Origin of the sequence: Mycolicibacterium llatzerense, assembly GCF_000878195.1 — a bacterium.
GTDB lineage: Bacteria > Actinomycetota > Actinomycetes > Mycobacteriales > Mycobacteriaceae > Mycobacterium > Mycobacterium llatzerense.
This window is the reverse complement of the sequence record NZ_JXST01000028.1, coordinates 21,585-36,773: the sequence shown is the minus strand read 5'-3', so window position 1 is coordinate 36,773 and position 15,189 is coordinate 21,585. Positions and strand designations below refer to the sequence as shown.

The 15,189-nt window shown below is 65.2% G+C and carries 16 protein-coding genes; 6 read left to right on the top strand and 10 right to left on the bottom strand.

Annotated elements, in window-relative coordinates; translation table 11 throughout:
* Positions 1-53 precede the first annotated feature (53 nt).
* The gene (locus TL10_RS19190; protein WP_131630769.1) at positions 54-707 is read right to left on the bottom strand and encodes a VC0807 family protein; all 654 of its coding nucleotides are present in this window, start codon (positions 705-707) and stop codon (positions 54-56) included.
* Between the two features lie 233 nt (positions 708-940).
* Between TL10_RS19190 and TL10_RS19185 the strand changes: the two genes are divergently transcribed.
* Complete coding sequence (locus TL10_RS19185; RefSeq protein ID WP_043396244.1) at positions 941-1,432, top strand: universal stress protein; 492 nt, start codon at positions 941-943, stop codon at positions 1,430-1,432.
* Positions 1,433-1,448: 16 nt separating this feature from the next.
* Here TL10_RS19185 and TL10_RS19180 read toward each other — a convergent pair whose 3' ends face one another.
* Complete coding sequence (locus TL10_RS19180; RefSeq protein ID WP_043986863.1) at positions 1,449-1,781, bottom strand: transcriptional regulator; 333 nt, start codon at positions 1,779-1,781, stop codon at positions 1,449-1,451.
* The gene (locus TL10_RS19175; protein ID WP_043986862.1) at positions 1,778-2,242 is read right to left on the bottom strand and encodes a hypothetical protein; all 465 of its coding nucleotides are present in this window, start codon (positions 2,240-2,242) and stop codon (positions 1,778-1,780) included. Before TL10_RS19175 ends, TL10_RS19180 begins: the two co-directional genes overlap by 4 nt.
* Positions 2,243-2,396: 154 nt before the next feature.
* Between TL10_RS19175 and TL10_RS19170 the strand changes: the two genes are divergently transcribed.
* Both TL10_RS19170 and TL10_RS19165 read left to right on the top strand, forming a co-directional pair.
* The gene (locus TL10_RS19170; protein ID WP_043396235.1) at positions 2,397-2,960 is read left to right on the top strand and encodes a hypothetical protein; all 564 of its coding nucleotides are present in this window, start codon (positions 2,397-2,399) and stop codon (positions 2,958-2,960) included.
* A gap of 40 nt (positions 2,961-3,000) precedes the next feature.
* On the top strand, positions 3,001-3,315 hold the full coding sequence (locus TL10_RS19165) for a DUF1330 domain-containing protein (protein ID WP_043986861.1): 315 nt from the start codon (positions 3,001-3,003) through the stop codon (positions 3,313-3,315).
* 31 nt (positions 3,316-3,346) lie between these two features.
* On the opposite strand, the gene TL10_RS19160 is transcribed toward TL10_RS19165, so the two are convergent.
* Complete coding sequence (locus TL10_RS19160) at positions 3,347-3,934, bottom strand: TetR/AcrR family transcriptional regulator (protein ID WP_043986860.1); 588 nt, start codon at positions 3,932-3,934, stop codon at positions 3,347-3,349.
* 50 nt (positions 3,935-3,984) lie between these two features.
* On the opposite strand from TL10_RS19160, the gene TL10_RS19155 reads away from it, so the two are divergent.
* Positions 3,985-5,025, top strand: a complete 1,041-nt coding sequence (locus TL10_RS19155; RefSeq protein ID WP_082068003.1) for a zinc-dependent alcohol dehydrogenase — start codon at positions 3,985-3,987, stop codon at positions 5,023-5,025.
* A 3-nt stretch (positions 5,026-5,028) separates the two neighbouring features.
* On the opposite strand, the gene TL10_RS29720 is transcribed toward TL10_RS19155, so the two are convergent.
* Together TL10_RS29720 and TL10_RS19145 are read right to left on the bottom strand one after the other, a co-directional pair.
* Positions 5,029-5,370, bottom strand: coding sequence for a hypothetical protein (locus TL10_RS29720; protein ID WP_234711482.1), 342 nt, complete (start codon positions 5,368-5,370; stop codon positions 5,029-5,031).
* 350 nt (positions 5,371-5,720) lie between these two features.
* Positions 5,721-6,320, bottom strand: coding sequence for a TetR/AcrR family transcriptional regulator (locus TL10_RS19145; RefSeq protein ID WP_043986858.1), 600 nt, complete (start codon positions 6,318-6,320; stop codon positions 5,721-5,723).
* Between the two features lie 121 nt (positions 6,321-6,441).
* Between TL10_RS19145 and TL10_RS19140 the strand changes: the two genes are divergently transcribed.
* Positions 6,442-8,037: an FAD-binding protein gene (locus TL10_RS19140; RefSeq protein ID WP_043986857.1), complete on the top strand. Its 1,596-nt coding sequence runs from the start codon at positions 6,442-6,444 to the stop codon at positions 8,035-8,037.
* On the opposite strand, the gene TL10_RS19135 is transcribed toward TL10_RS19140, so the two are convergent.
* On the bottom strand, positions 7,950-8,675 hold the full coding sequence (locus TL10_RS19135; protein WP_043396216.1) for a helix-turn-helix domain-containing protein: 726 nt from the start codon (positions 8,673-8,675) through the stop codon (positions 7,950-7,952). The genes TL10_RS19140 and TL10_RS19135 overlap by 88 nt on opposite strands.
* Positions 8,672-10,129, bottom strand: a complete 1,458-nt coding sequence (locus TL10_RS19130) for an APC family permease (RefSeq protein ID WP_157850378.1) — start codon at positions 10,127-10,129, stop codon at positions 8,672-8,674. Before TL10_RS19130 ends, TL10_RS19135 begins: the two co-directional genes overlap by 4 nt.
* A gap of 185 nt (positions 10,130-10,314) precedes the next feature.
* On the opposite strand from TL10_RS19130, the gene TL10_RS19125 reads away from it, so the two are divergent.
* Positions 10,315-11,655, top strand: a complete 1,341-nt coding sequence (locus tag TL10_RS19125; RefSeq protein WP_081936696.1) for an AurF N-oxygenase family protein — start codon at positions 10,315-10,317, stop codon at positions 11,653-11,655.
* 8 nt (positions 11,656-11,663) lie between these two features.
* Here TL10_RS19125 and TL10_RS19120 read toward each other — a convergent pair whose 3' ends face one another.
* Both TL10_RS19120 and TL10_RS19115 read right to left on the bottom strand, forming a co-directional pair.
* The gene (locus tag TL10_RS19120) at positions 11,664-14,582 is read right to left on the bottom strand and encodes an MMPL/RND family transporter (RefSeq protein WP_051954892.1); all 2,919 of its coding nucleotides are present in this window, start codon (positions 14,580-14,582) and stop codon (positions 11,664-11,666) included.
* A complete protein-coding gene (locus TL10_RS19115; RefSeq protein WP_423136071.1) occupies positions 14,579-15,010 on the bottom strand; it encodes an MmpS family transport accessory protein in 432 nt (143 codons plus the stop codon). Before TL10_RS19115 ends, TL10_RS19120 begins: the two co-directional genes overlap by 4 nt.
* Positions 15,011-15,189: the final 179 nt, after the last annotated feature.

Genomic DNA, 15,189 nt, shown 5'->3' with positions numbered 1-15,189 from the left:
AGCTCGGCTCAGACCCTGCGCCGAAGCGGCGCAGGGTCTGTTGCGGCGGTAGCTCAGGCGTTGAGCGTCTGCTTGAAGCGGCGGACCATGACTGCCACCACCGCTCCGATCGCCAGGACGACGATGGACCCGACGACGTTGACCAAGCCGTTCGCGACGTCGAAGGGGAACGTGAAGATGATGCCGAGCAGGATGGCCACCTGAATCACGAGACCGACGCCGACCACTGCACTGAGCCGGATGTGCAACGCGTGTAGCGCGACGGCCGGTGTGTGCTCAGTGGCCGCGGGCATGAATCGGGCGGCGAGGAACTGTGTCATGGGCTTGCCGACCAGGCAGCTCGCCAGGAACACCGCGGCCGCCGCGCCGCCGACGAGCGTCTGTCCGGCCAACACCAGCCGGGGGTCGGTGGTCACCAGCGCGACCGCCAGGGTCAGCCCGAACATCAACATGAGGTAGCCGGAGTACGGGTCGAGTTGACGCGCCTTCACGAGCCCGTACCCCACCGGGATGCCGGCGACGATCGTGGCGGCCAAGAGTGCGAAGTACTCCGACTGCCCGGTGGCGCGCAGCCCATAGAACACGACCAACGGCGTGCCCACCTCGAGGGTCGTCCGGATGATCGCGCGCCGTTTGGCAGCGGACCTTTCGGCGTCCGGGCGGTCGACCGGCTCCGGTTCGATGGTGTCGAGGGCCATGGCGGTCATGGTGATGTCCTTCCGGGACGAGTCGGTGACGTCGCGGTTCCGCGATACCTACAGCGTCGCGTTCATCGGGCCGCGAGTCTGTCCGGCGACCGGCTGATACGGGGGAGGAGATCGATGTCCACCAATTGGGGGATCCGCTGGGGGAGCACACCCGCAATGCACGCCAAATACCCACGTCAACTGATCCGTCGGCGCTAAGGTCTTCACGACGTCACCCCCGTAAGGAGACAGCGATGGGCAGCTACCGGACAGTCCTGGTTGGAACTGACGGCTCAGACTCGTCGATGAAAGCGGTCGAGCATGCCGCCAAGTTCGCGGCGCAGCAGGGCGCGAAGCTGGTCATCGCGACGGCTCATTTCCACGAAGTCGAAAAGGGCAGTTGGGCACGGCCGGCCGCACCGGAGAAAGCAAGTGATCGTCGGGCAGAGGATGCGCTGGGACGTGATGGCGGCTACCGGGTGCACGGCGACGCGCACGTTTACGAGATCCTCCACGAAGCCGGCGAGCTAGCGCGTGGTGCGGGCGCCCAAGACATCGACGAACGGTCTGTGATCGGTGCGCCCGTCGAGGCGCTCACCACGTTGGCGCAAGACGTCGCCGCTGACCTGATCGTCGTCGGCGATGTCGGACTGAACTCGACGGCAGGACGACTGTTGGGTTCGGTGCCAGCCGACGTTGCACGCAAAGCCAAGATCGACATCTTGATCGTGCACACCGTCGACTAGCTCCGCAGGGTCGGCACTATCGGCCGGCTTTCGCAGCGCCTCGCGAAACCCCTGCATGTTGCGGACCTTCGACGATGGCCCGCAATGCCGCAACGTGGCCGTCAAACGCGACGCGGCCGGCCTCGGTCAAGCTTGCGTGCACCTTGTGGCGGCTGCCGTCCAAACGGCGTTCGGTGGTGACGTAACCGGCCTGCTCAAGGACTGACAGCTGCTTCGACAAGGCCGAATCCGATAGCGACAGAGCGTCTTTGAGATACGCGAAGTCGACCCAATCCGCGGCGGCCAACGTGGCCGCCAAGGACAGGCGAGTGCTCGGGTGAATCAGTTCATCGAATCGCGGTGCCGTCATGCGTGGACCCAGCGGCGGAGAACCCGCAAGATCTCGGGTCCGCCCAGGCCGACGATGACAGCGACGAACACTGCAGCTGCGATGCCGGGATGGCGGACGCCGTCGGCATCCAGTGCGAATCCCGTGGCGATCGTGATGGCGACCAGAGCGAACAGCATGCCGATCACCACCATCGGGATCCGGGGGCTGACGGTATCGGCGCTGACCTGCAGCCGTTCGGTGCGCCGGCGACCACTGAGTCGGCGGGACGCAATCGTGGAATGAATGACCCCGAACCCCACTGTCGCGCCGACGGCGAGCCACTGCGGGCCGACGTCACCGACGATCCCGAGAACAACCCATGCGGCAGCCAGGAGCCACCAGTACCACCGGGGGAGACCTACTTCGTCGACGACTTTCGCCCTGGCGTGATCCACTGAGTCGAGCGCGGCGCGCGCGTCCGCCGGCGTGATGTGCTCCATGGCTTCGTCCTCACTTTCCCGCTTGGAAAGTCGATCCTTCAGTTTCCAAGTAGGAAAGTCAAGGGCTGGCTGCCAGGTGCGGGAGTCGCCTCCCGTCGGGCAGCTTTGGCAAACCACGAGAAACACACCGCCCGGACGTGCGAGTCTGATGCGTATGTCCACGCACGACTTTGCGACCTATGAGGAATTCGGCCGCAAATTCTTCGAGGTCGCCGTGACCGCCGACCGAGTTGCCGACGGTTTCGGCACGATGGCCGGCGATACCTTCGAATTGGGTCCGTTTCCGGCCGGGCCGGCGGGCATCGCTCGGGTTACTGCGCGCGTCAGCATCGAACAGCCCCAGGTGACTCGCAGGGACGGCGACATGATCGCGTTCGACGTTCGCATCCCGCTCGATATCGACCTCCTGATCGACCTACGCGTCGACCGCTCCCGATTCATGGTGACCGGCGAGATCGCGTTGATCGCCACCGCCCGCGCTGCCGAGCCACTGCTGCTGATCATCGATATTCCGAAACCGGAGCGGAAGGACATCACGGTCAACGTCACGTCCCAGACGCTGCGGGGCGAACTCCTGCGGATCGTGGCCGACGTCGACTCGGAGATCAAACGGGTCATCGCCAAGCAGGTTGGCCGCCGGATCGAAGCACCCGAAGCGCAGCAGGCGAAGGTCGTCGACATCGGCAAGCGGATCGCCAGCGCCTGGACGGGAATCTGACGGCGCACTATCGCGATCCCGGGCCGGGTAGTGTGACCGCATGACGGTGTATGCCATTGCGCAACTTCGTTTTACGGATCGGTCTGCCTACGACAGGTATCAGAACCGCTTCCTGGGCGTTTTCGCGAAATATTCGGGAACCGTCCTTGCCGCGGACGAGGCGCCGGCAGTCATCGAAGGCGACTGGGACCGTCAGAAGGTGGTGCTGATGTCGTTCCCCGACGAGCAGCTGTTCCACGAATGGGCGAATTCGCCGGAGTATCAGGAAATCTCGGTAGATCGGCGGGCTGGGTCTGATGCTGTCGTACTGCTGGTCAAGGGGATAGGCGCGTCACCGCGCAGCGGGTTGTCTTGAGGACGCCGGCCGTGCGACCCAGTGGCGGTCGTTAGCCGGCTATGGCGGCAATACGTGTCTCGATGAGCCCGGCCAACTGCTGACCCACCGTGATCAGTACGTCGCCGTCGCGGGCTGCTCGGGTCAGTAGCAGACCGCCCTCGATGCCGGCCAGGACGGCCAGGGCCAAATCGGCGGCGTCGTCCTCCGCCAGCCCCGCAGCGGTCAGGGCTTCGGCAATCACCGTTCGCCAGCTGGTGAAGGCGTGATGGCACACGGTGCCGATCGCTTCGGACTGCGCGGCCTCTTCGAGGGCAACCGTGGCGATCGGGCAGCCGTCCGCCCATCCGCTGCGTTCGAGTTCGCGCGCGCCCACCTTGGTCCACATGAGAACGGCGTCGGCCGGCCCGTGCTGCGACATCGCGTAGCGCAACATCTGTTCGTATTCCTCGGCTGCGCCGGTCAATGCGTCGACGGCCAATTGCTCCTTGCCGCCGGGGAAGTGGTGGGCCTGCGACCCCCACGGCGCTTCGCTTTCCGCGATGACCTGCCGCCATCCCGTGGCGGCAAAACCCTGGCGCCGGAACAGTGCTGCGGCCGACCGGACGATTCGGTCGCGCGAGTCGGAGATGCGGGGCATCGGAGAAGAATATCTTGACAAGACAACCGTCATACTAAGACACTCGTCCTATGTCGATTATGCAGTCGCTGACGTTGCTCGGTACCGGCTCGTTGCGTTGGGACGAAGTCGCCGCGCCGGTACTCACCGGCCCCGGACAGGCCATCGTGCGCCCCGTGGCTGTTGCAACCTGTGACCTCGACACGCTCGTCTTGCGTGGGACCTATCCTTTGCCCGGTCCGTATCCGTTGGGGCACGAAGGTGTCGCGGAAGTCATCGAGATCGGCGAGGACGTGCGCTCGGTGTCGATCGGCGACCTGGTGGTCGTTCCGTTCCAAATCTCCTGCGGCACTTGCGAACCCTGCCTCCGGGGCCGCACCGGGAACTGTGCGAGCCACCCGCGGATGTCGACGTTCGGCCTTGGACAGATGGGTGGCCTGCAATGGGGCGGTCTGCTGGCCGACCGGGTGCGGATCCCGCACGCCGACGCCATGCTGGTCCCCGTACCTGCGGGCGTCGACCCGGCGGTCATCGCCAGCGCCAGTGACAACATCCCGGACGCCTGGCGGGCCGTCGGGCCCCAGCTCGCCAACGAACCGGGTGCGGAGGTGCTGGTGGTGGGCGGCGATGGTGGGCCGCACTCGATCGGACTGTATGCGGTAGGACTGGCGCTGGCGGCCGGGGCTGCCGCGGTGACCTACGTCGACACCGATCCGCAGCGGCTGTCCATCGCGGAAAAATACGGCGCGTCGGTCATCGACCGCGTGCCGGACCGAAAGGTCGGCAGCTTCGCCATCACGGTTGATTCCAGCAGCACCGAAGCCGGGCTGCGTTGTGCGCTGAACAGCACCGCTGCCGATGGCGTGTGCACCAGTACCTCTGTGTACCTTCAGGATCCGCAGATCCCGATGTTCGCGATGTACTCGCGCTGCTGCACCCTGCATGCCGGACGTGCGCATGTCCGGCCGGCGATTCCCGAGGTGCTGGCGCTGGTCGCAGACCGGCAGTTCGACCCGACACTCGTCACCACCACGCACGCAGCCTGGGCCGATGCCATCGACGTGCTAGCGGAACCCACCATGAAAGTTGTTATTACGCGGACGAATTCGTAGTGGTCAGACCGGCGCGATGTAGTTGCTGCTGAAGAACTCCTGGGGGATCTGCGAATGCGGGGACGGTAGATCCACTGCCAGCCACACGCCGGTGGTACCGGTCGGTATGGGCGCTTGCAGCGTGATGCTGCCGTTGCCGAAGGCATCGGCGGCGAGCGTACCCGTGGTGATGCCGCGGTCGCCCGGCATGCATCCCAGCCCGGTGTGCGGTGCCGGGATGACCCGCACCACGTACTGCCCGTTGTCGGCACCGTTGGTCATGTCGATGTGGGCGACCGTGGTGTATCCGTCAGAGGTGATCTCCGCGAAGAGCTTGGCTCCCGGACGGCCCAATTGCGTTGTCACAAGCTGAAAATCGCACGTGTGCATGTTGGGAAGCAGGAGCATTCGATGGGCTGGCGAAGCGGACGCCGAAGCCCCGGTGCTGGTCAGGGCTGCGCTCATTGCTGCGGCGACCGCCGCTGCTCGCAGGGTATGGGCGCGGATCGATGCCGGAGTGTTCACTATGGACCTTCTCGCTCACGTGCGCGAAATAGGTTGTCGCACTATGTGTTCGACAGCCTATGCACGCGAGGGGCCCGCTGGGATCGTGCTGTGGTCGGAGATCGCCAGGGGGCTTCCTGCGCCCGGGGTAGGTACCGAGCGCCGCCCACGGCACGATGTCCGCGGCGTACTGCGGCCGCCGATCGGGGCAGCTAGCCCGCGGGCGCGACGCCGTTCAAGACGAAGTCGATGACTTCGCCGGTAACGTTGTGTTTGGTCTTTCCTGAGCTGACGACGTTGTGCAACAGCGCGGTCATCATGACCGCGCCAAAGATGCTGATCGCGGCGGTGCTCGGATCTGCGACACGCTTCAGGGTGCCGTCCGCGGCGCCGGCCTCGAGCACTCGTGCGATGGGTTCGTAGAACGCCTGTTGGACGGCCGAGGCGAGCTCGGGAAGTCTGATCGCGCGGCCTAGGTCACCCACCAGCGCCGTGCTGGTGCCCGGTCGGTTCATCGTGTGCGCGACCTGCGCGGTGATGACGGCGACGAGTCTCTCCTTGCCGCTGCCGGCCGAATCGGCGGCAGCGGCAACATCGCGGGCCAGGTCGCCGAGCGAATCCCGCAGCAGAAAACCGAGGATGTCGTCCTTGCCGGTGAAGTAGTAGTACAGCGTGGCTTTCGGGACACCGGATGCGGCCGCGATCTCTTCGATCTTCGTGTTTTCCAGGCCCTTGGTGGCGATCAGGTCGGCTGCGGCATAGAGCTTGCTCGCTACCGCCGCGGGGACTGCCCGTCCCGATTGTTCAACCACGAATCGAAGTGTACGAGCAGCAGGCCCACTGAATCCCGAGGCCATGGAATCCACATCCAAACTGATATGTTGTACTCAGAGTCTAAACTGCGAGTACTAGACCTGGGCGGAAGGGAACACCATGAGCGGCGTCACGGCGGATGTGGTTGTGGTCGGCTACGGAGCTGCCGGTGTGTGCGCCGCGCTGGAAGCGCGAGCTCAGGGGGCAGATGTCCTCGCCATCGACCGATTCAACGGGGGCGGCGCCACGCAGGTGTCGGGCGGGATCATCTACGCCGGCGGGGGAACGTGGGTGCAACGCGAAGCCGGTATCGACGACAACGCTGATGCGATGTACACGTATCTGCGCGCCGAGGTCGGCGACTCGGTACGGCCGGAAACGCTGCGCCGGTTCGTCGATGGCAGTCCCGCGATGATCGACTGGCTCACCGAACACGGTGTGCCGTTCGAGGCATCTGTGTGTCCCTACAAGACGTCGTACCCCAACAACAAGTACTACCTGTACTACTCGGGCAGCGAGAACTCCGGGCACTTCCGTGCGCTCACTCCGCCGGTGCAACGCGGTCACCGGGCCAAAGGGCCTGGTGCGTCCGGCAAGAAGATCTACCAGCCGCTGGCTGAGTCGGCGAGCCGTGCCGGGGTGCGCACGATGTTCCATACCCGCGCCGAGTCGCTTCTGACGGATTCCACCGGTCGAGTCGTGGGTGTGCGCACCAGCACGCTCGCGCACGCACCGGCGTGGGTGAAGCGACGCTATGCGGCATACGCGGCGCTGGCAGTGAAACCGGGCATCTACTATCCGCCGCTGCGCGCGACGCTGGAGCGTCGTTTGTCGGCCCTGGAGCGCCGATACGCCCAGACGATCGACGTTCATGCCCGCAAGGGCGTAATCCTCTGTGCCGGTGGCTATATCGCCAATCGAGAATTGATCGAGCAACATGCTCCGGCGTATCGCGACGGTCTTCAGCTCGGAACCAGTGCCGATGACGGCAGCGGCATGCAGTTGGCCATCGACGTCGGCGCGGCGGTTGATCGGCTGGACAACGTGTCCGCGTGGCGATTCATCACTCCACCAAGCGCGATGCTCGGCGGGCTCGTCGTCGATGAACGCGGGCAGCGGTTCATCGACGAAACTCGTTACGGCGCCGCCATCGGCAATGCGATGGTGCAACACCACGACGGGCGGGGATGGGTCCTCACGGACCGGGCATTGCTCGACCAGGCACGCAAACAGCTGCCGCAGCAAGCGATTTGGTTTCAGCGCCTCCAGATGGAGGCGATGCTACGGACCGATCGCGTGGAGGCCGACACCCTCGAAGCCGTCGCGATCAAGGCGGGCGTCGACCCGGCAGGACTGCGCCAAACAGTCACTGAGCACAACGAGGCCGCGGCGTCGGGCGACCCTGACCCGATGGGCAAGCCGGCCGATTTCGTCCATCCCATCGAGCAAGGGCCCTACTCGCTCATCGCGATCTCGATCAAACGCAGCCTGATCAATCCATGCCCCATGTTCACCCTCGGAGGCCTCATCGTCGATGAGGAAACCGGTGCCGTGAAAACTCCAGCGGGACAACCGATCGACGGCCTGTTTGCCGCGGGACGCACTGCCATCGGCATCTGCGCCAACTCCTATGTCAGCGGACTGTCGCTGGCCGACTGCGTGTATTCCGGACGGCGGGCCGGCGCGTATGCGGTGCATGCCGCTGCCAGCGCCTGAGCGTGGGGAGTCAGGAAGGACACCAACGTGTCCGAGTCCGCCACCCTGTGGATGGGTGCGGAGGCGGCCAGCACGGCAACGAGACTGCAGTCCTGACCACGGATCGGGACGGCCAGGCAACCGTGGCCCGGCACCATCAGTCCGGACTGCGAGGCGAACGCCGGGCGTTCGCCTCGCGCGTCTGCGGCGATGATGCGGCCGATGGCCGAGCAATCCGGCTCGGCGACAATCCGCTCAGGATCAGACAGCGGGAAATCTGGATCGATGTCGAACAGCTCCAGTGCCGGTTGCGGAGCAGGAGCCAGGGGCCGATGCAGTACGAGGTGTATCCCGAACCTGGCTTCGGCGCGCACGGCGTCCACCGCTTCGCGGACTCGGTCTGCGGGTGTCGACGGGATGCCGACCAATCGATCGATCCGGCGTCCCAGAGCGAATCCGCCCAAATCGGGTGTGCGGACGAGGTACTCGGTCTCTACCAAGACTCCGAGCAGGCGGTACGCGGCCGACCGCGACATCCGCAGCCGATGAGTGATTTCCAGCGCCGTGATGCCCGGTCCCGCGGCCGCTACCTCTTCGATGATGGCCAGGGCAGCGAGCGCGGAGCGGGACCCGGCATCCGGCCGTAACGCTCGCGTCATGGCGAGCGCCGCAAGTATCCGCGCCAGATCGAGGACCTCACGGTTCCCGAGTGCGCGCCAATCGATGCAAAGGCATCCGGTCGGCGGTGGCGTAACCAGCATCCCAGGGCGGCCCACAGCAGCATCCAGGCCGCCGACACTGCCGATCCAGACCACGAAGGCCCCGCGACCGTCAGTCCCCAGAATCCGGCCGCCACGGCGGTGAGTACCAATGCGCAGGCAGGACCGAGAACCCAGACCGCGCGACTGGGCTCGCCCAGGCGGCGCAGCATCAGCGGCATCGCGCCGGCCAGCGCGGCATATGCCATCAGGTAGCCACAGACCGCGCCGGCCACCAATGATCCACACACCGCTGTCGGGTCGGCCCCGACGGCGCTGACTGCGAACGGCAGCCCGAAGACGGCTGCCGTGCATACCGCGATCCCAACCGTGGGCGCCTTGCTCCGCAGATCGGTGTGGCCGAGGGCTGCTGGGAGCACGCCTTCGCGGGCCAGTGACAACAAGACGCGCGCCGCCGCAGTTGTCGACGCCAGCGCGCAGGCAAAGAACGACAGAGTGGCCGCGAGATACACCGCCGGTACCAGCATCTGGCCACCGGGATCGGCCGCCAGTGTCTCGAACCACGAACGCGTCGTCGCGCCGCTGAGCGATTCCGCCTGCGCCAGGGTCGCAAGCAGCACAACGAATCCGCCCACCAACAGCGAGCCGCGGACGGCCGCCGGCACCGTGCGAAGCGGAGCGCGCGTCTCGACCGACAGCACTGTCGCGCTCTCAAAACCGACGAACGCCGTCATCGCCACAGCGATGCCACCGGCCAGGCGGCCGAGATCGGGGACCGTAGCCAGCACGGAATCTTGCAATAGGCGTCCGTCACCGTGACAGAGCAGCCACACCGACACCGCCACCACGAGCAGTACGGCCACAGCTTCGGTCACCAGCGAGACCCGCGCCGACAACCGGATTCCGCGAACCAGTACCAGCCCACTGGCCACCGCAAATCCGAGCGCGCCGACCGCGACGAACCAGCCGTGTGCCGCCATCCCGGCGGCGGACGCCAAGCGTAAGGCGAACGACGCGGATTCGGTGACGGCGAACATCCCGATGCCCAGGTAGCCGAGCAACAGTGCGCCGGCGGTGATGAATCCGGACATCGGCCCGACACCAATGGCAGCACAGGTATAGAGGGAGCCCGCAGCGGGCACGCGCCGGGCGAATCCCCGTACGAGCCATGACACAACCAGGGTGATTCCGAATGCAATAGCCATGCTCGCGACGACCGGACCGCCCTGTGCGGCAACGAGTACCGGAATCGCGGTCGCGGCGCCGCACGGCGCCATCGCCGAAACGGATTGTGCCGCAACATCGGCGGGACCCAACGCGCCGCTGTCCAACCCGCCGAGACGTGTCCGAGGGCCCAAGCCCCGCAGCGGCAACGGTTCGTTGGAGACGAGCATCGCCGAGTATAGGAACTCTCCTGTTTCTGCGGCGTTTCGCACCAGTGTCGGTGACATATCCCGCACTGGGACAACGCTTCCCAGGCGAATCGCCGCCGTCGCAACGCTGCCGACACCGCCATGCAAACGCCTGGCCGCAGGCTCGGCGGCACCCAGTTCCCTTCGATACCAACGGAGGTCACCTCATGGCCGTGGAATTCACCTCAGTCACCCCCACAGAGTGGCGCAGGCCACATGCGACCACGGACAGTCTGGTCGAGCTGAACGCCGACATCGCGACGGCACTCGCCGGCGCCAGTACGCGCCGGCGTTTCGATCCCTTCGTCGACATCGACTGGGATGCACCGGAAAACGCCGTGGCGGACGATGATCGGCGGTGGCAGCTCGATCCCGACATCGCCCCGCTCGCGGCGACCGAGTGGTATGCGCAGCAGCCGCTCGAGCAGCGCATCGCGATGGGTCGCTGGCTGACCGCGAACATCCTGAAGGTGACGTTGCAGTTCGAAATGATGCTGATTCGTGGGGTGATTCACCACGCCGGCACCTTGCCGAACGGTTCGGCGGTGTTCCGCTATCTACTGCACGAGCTGACCGAAGAATGCCACCACATCCAGATGTTCCAGGAGTTCGTCAACCGCACCGGTGCCGACGTTCCTGGAATGCGACGAGGCTCGCGGTTCTTCGGGCCGATCCTGGGCTTCATCGGTGGCTACGCCGACATCTTCTTGTTCATCGGAGTGCTCTGCGGGGAGCAGCCCCTGCATTTCCAGCAGACGCTGCAGCATCGTGGCGCCACCGCGGTGCCCGCGCTGCTGAACAGAGTTACCGCCATTCACCTCGCGGAAGAAGCTCGGCACATCGCATTCGCCAGCCACTATCTGGCGCAGCGGATCGCGGCCGTCGGATCGTTCCGTCGTGGGTTGTACGCCGTGGCGTTTCCGATCTACCTGCGATGGCTGATCGGCGAGATGATCACTCCGCCGCGTACGTTCGCCCGGCAGTTCCGGATTCCGCGGCAAGTCTTCAAAGCCGCTTACTGGCGCGGCGATCACTCGCGGCGAATGATGGCCGAATCGGCCGCGGACGTCCGACGTGTTGCCGAAGACCTCGGCCTGCGGACGGTGTGGGCGCGATGGATCTGGCGCCTGCTGGGTATCGACGGGCGGCTGCCGAGGTACCGCGGTGAGCCCGATCGCAGTCGACCACTCACGCGGACGGTTCAGTTTCGAACGGTGACGTGGGCGCGGGTGGTGGCCACGGCGATCATGGGAGGTATCGCCCTGGCCGCTACACCGGTCGGCATGCGGATCATCGCGGCGGCCACGGCCGGGGCGGCCGTCTGGGCGGCCTACCACCTGCTGCGGGCTCGCCTCGGTGGTGTGGTGGGCAACCAGCCTTTTGAATGGCCCAGACTTGCGGTCTGGATCATCGTGTGCGGAGCCATGATTCCCGCGGGCGGATTGATCGGACTCGCGTTGGTGGTATCGATGATCCTGGCGCTCGCAGAATTCATCCCTGCGTTATGAGCACCCTCTCAACGCTCGTTCGATTCCACCAGATCATCGTCGGTACGGTCCTGAGCCGGAGTCGGCCATGGTGCGGGCACTGGACGCTGGCGCACGATCTGCGGCCACCAGAACCACTTGCCGAGCAGCGCGGCGATCGACGGCGTCATGAACGACCGCACCACCAACGTGTCGAACAGCAGGCCAAGGCCGATGGTCGTACCGATCTGCCCGAGGATCACCAGCGGGCTGAAGATGAACGCCGCCATGGTGGCCGAGAACACCAGACCGGCTGCCGTGACGACGCTGCCGGTGCCGCCCATCGACCGGATGATGCCGGTGTTCAGACCCGCGTGCATCTCCTCCTTGAACCGGGACACCAGCAGGAGGTTGTAGTCGGCGCCCACGGCCAGCAGCAGGATGATGGCCAGCGGCACCACGACCCAGTACAGATGGATGCCGAAGATGTACTGCCACACCAGAACCGACAGACCGATTGAAGCGCCCAACGACAGCACAACGGTGCCGACGATGACAGCCGCGGCGACGATGCTGCGGGTCACGATCACCATGATCAGCAGGATGAGTGCGACGGCGGCGAGCGCGGAGATCAACAGGTCGTACTTGGTGCCCTCTTGAATGTCCTTGTTGGTGGCGCCGATACCGGCGACGTAGATCTTGGCGTCCGACATCGGCGTCGCCTTGAGCGCATCGAACACCGCTTCCTTGATGGCGTTGATGTGCGGGATGGCCTCGGGGTTGGCGGGGTTGCCCTGGTGCGTCACGATCATTCGCGCCGCTTTACCGTCGGGGGACAGGAACAGCTTGAGCCCGCGCTTGAAATCAGCGTTGTCGAAGGCTTCCGGCGGCAGGTAGAACGTGTCGTCGTTCTTGGCGTCGTCGAACGCCTTACCCATCGCGGTGGCGTTCTTGAGCGCCTCATCGCTCTGCTTGTTGGTACCACCGGTGGTCGCGTAATTCGACAGGGTCAGTTCACGATTGCGTTCCTGGATGGCGATCTGCGGCGGGATCAGCCCCACCAATTGCGGTTGCAGGGCATCCAACTTGTCGAGGCTGGCGGTGATGTTGCCGAACTTGTCGGACAGGTCTGCGATGCCGTCCAGCGAGTCGAACACCGAACGCAACGCTGAGCACATGGGGATGTCGAAGCAGTGCGGTTCCCAGTAGAAGTAGTTGCGCAGCGGGCGGAACTGGTCGTCGAAATCGGCGAGTTTGTTGCGCAGATCGTTGACGGTCACGACCGTGTCGTGGAACGCCTCGACCTGTTCATGGGTCGCCGCTGCGCTCTGCTTCTGCAGCGAGAGCTGTTGCTTGAGTACACCGATCGTATTGTCGATCTCGTTGGCCTGCTTGAGCAGATCGTTGGCTCGGTCCTGCTGGTAGCCCAGGTTCATGATCTGGCTCGCGCTGGAAGCGCTGATCTGGAACGGGATGGAGCTGTGGGTGATCGGCGTACCCAGCGGGCGCGTAATCGACTGCACCAGAGCGATTCCCGGGGTGTGCAGCACGGCCTTGGCCGCGCGCTCGAGGATCAGCATGTCCGCGGGGTTGCGCATGTCGTGATCGGTTTCGATCATCAGCAGCTCGGGATTGATCCGTGCCTCGGTGAAGTGCCGTTCAGCCGCTTCCATGCCGACGACGCCGGGTGCACTGGCAGGGATGTACGGGCGGTTGTCGTAGCTGACTTCGAAGCCCGGCAGCGCGAACACACCGATGAGCGCGATCGCGCCGGTCACGACCAGGATTGGTCCCGGCCAGCGCACGATGGCGGTGCCGATCTTGCGCCAGCCCCGTGCCCGCTGGGCGACCTTGGGCTCCATGAGTCCGAAGCGGGTGGCGATCAACAACACCGCGGGTCCCAGCGTCAGCGCGGCCGCCAATGTCACGAGAACACCGATGGCCGCGGGTATTCCGAGCGTCTGGAAGTAGGGGAGGCGCGCGAAGCTCATGCACGCGACGGCGCCGGCGATGGTCAACCCGGAGCCGACCATGACGTGGACGGTGCCGTGCCACATGTCGTGGTACGCCGAGATGCGGTCCATCCCCTTGCCGCGCGCCTCCTGGTAGCGGCCGACGACGAAGATGGCGTAGTCGGTGCCTGCCGCGATGGCGAGCAGGGTCAACAAGTTCGTCGCGTAGGTGGACAGTCCGATGACACCGGCGTGCGCGAGAAGCGCCACGACGCCACGGGCAGCCGAGAGTTCGACGGCGACGGTCAGCAAGACGATGAGCATTGTCACGAATGAGCGGTAGACGAACAGCAGCATGATGCCGATGACCAGGAAGGTGATGCCGGTGACCTCGTTGGTGCCCGCGCTGCCGACTTCGAAGTTGTCGGTCACCAGCGGCGAAGCGCCGGTGATGTACGCCCTGATACCCGGCGGCGGCGGATCGGCGGCGACGATCTTGCGCACGGCGTCGACGGAGATGTTCGACATTGCCTCGCCCTGATTACCGCGCAGATACAGCTGCGTCAGGGCCGCTTTGCCGTCCTTGCTCTGTGAGCCGCCGGCGGTGAGCGGGTCACCCCAGAAGTCCTGCACATGCTCGACGTGCTCTTTGTCGGCCTGCAGCCGCTTCACCAAGCCGTCGTAGTAATTGTGTGCTTCCGGACCGAGTGGCTGATCGCCCTCGATCACGAGCATTGCCGCACTGTCGGAATCGAATTCGTGGAAGATCTCGCCGATGTGCCGCATGGCGAGAATGCCCGGTGCGTCGGCCGCGTTCTGCCCGACGGAGCGTTCCCACCCGACGATTTCGAGCTGGGGCGAAATGGTGTTGGTGACGGCGGCGATCCCGATCCAGATCAACAGGATCGGGAGTGCGAGCTTCTGGATGAGCCGTGCGGGCAGGGCACCCTTCACTGCGATATCGGTGCCGGCCTCGACACGCGATCCGCCTTCGGCTCCTCGCTGATGCTCGCTCATGCGGTCTTGTCCAGGCACGAGATGTATCCGTTCACGTGGGTCGTGGACCTTTCGTCCTTGACGATGCCGTTGACGGTGATGCGGCAGCCGATGGTGCTGCCATCGCCCTGCGCTCGCAGGTCCGCGTACATCGTCGGGTCGTCGGTGGTGAGGGCCTGCGACCAGGGCAGGGTGACGTTCTCGACGCGCTGAGGCTGGGCGTTGATATCCAGATAGTTGATGGTGGCCGTGGAGCCGGGCGAACCGAACACCTCGAACAGCACCCGTTTCGGGTTGTAGCCGGTGTTCTCAAGGGCCTCAGAACCGGGCCGCGAAATCTCGTTGTCGGAGCCGAAGATGCCGCGCAATCGGTCGACACTGAAACCGACCAGAGCGACCACCACGATCGCCACGATGGCGATCCATTGCCGGCGTGCCAACCTGCTCACCGAAAACTTGCTCAAGCCACAGCCTTTCGACGCCCCCGTTGACGAACCGCCGTAGCAATCTCGTCAAATCGTCCCGTAGCGGAGAACGGTACGGTACCGTACGTTGGATCGCAACCGGGTTGACATATGGGCAAAAGCCTGCGCTCAATTGCTGCGACCAAGTGCAACGCCGTGGTGTA

Coding starts and splice junctions, on each gene's coding strand:
- TL10_RS19190 (WP_131630769.1), bottom strand. CDS start 707: ATGACCGCCATGGCCCTCGACACCATCGAACCGGAGCCGGTCGACCGC.
- TL10_RS19125 (WP_081936696.1), top strand. CDS start 10,315: ATGGCCGTGGAATTCACCTCAGTCACCCCCACAGAGTGGCGCAGGCCA.
- TL10_RS19175 (WP_043986862.1), bottom strand. CDS start 2,242: ATGGAGCACATCACGCCGGCGGACGCGCGCGCCGCGCTCGACTCAGTG.
- TL10_RS19120 (WP_051954892.1), bottom strand. CDS start 14,582: ATGAGCGAGCATCAGCGAGGAGCCGAAGGCGGATCGCGTGTCGAGGCC.
- TL10_RS19170 (WP_043396235.1), top strand. CDS start 2,397: ATGTCCACGCACGACTTTGCGACCTATGAGGAATTCGGCCGCAAATTC.
- TL10_RS19140 (WP_043986857.1), top strand. CDS start 6,442: ATGAGCGGCGTCACGGCGGATGTGGTTGTGGTCGGCTACGGAGCTGCC.
- TL10_RS19155 (WP_082068003.1), top strand. CDS start 3,985: ATGTCGATTATGCAGTCGCTGACGTTGCTCGGTACCGGCTCGTTGCGT.
- TL10_RS19165 (WP_043986861.1), top strand. CDS start 3,001: ATGACGGTGTATGCCATTGCGCAACTTCGTTTTACGGATCGGTCTGCC.
- TL10_RS19160 (WP_043986860.1), bottom strand. CDS start 3,934: ATGCCCCGCATCTCCGACTCGCGCGACCGAATCGTCCGGTCGGCCGCA.
- TL10_RS19180 (WP_043986863.1), bottom strand. CDS start 1,781: ATGACGGCACCGCGATTCGATGAACTGATTCACCCGAGCACTCGCCTG.
- TL10_RS19130 (WP_157850378.1), bottom strand. CDS start 10,129: ATGCTCGTCTCCAACGAACCGTTGCCGCTGCGGGGCTTGGGCCCTCGG.
- TL10_RS19135 (WP_043396216.1), bottom strand. CDS start 8,675: ATGACGCGAGCGTTACGGCCGGATGCCGGGTCCCGCTCCGCGCTCGCT.
- TL10_RS19185 (WP_043396244.1), top strand. CDS start 941: ATGGGCAGCTACCGGACAGTCCTGGTTGGAACTGACGGCTCAGACTCG.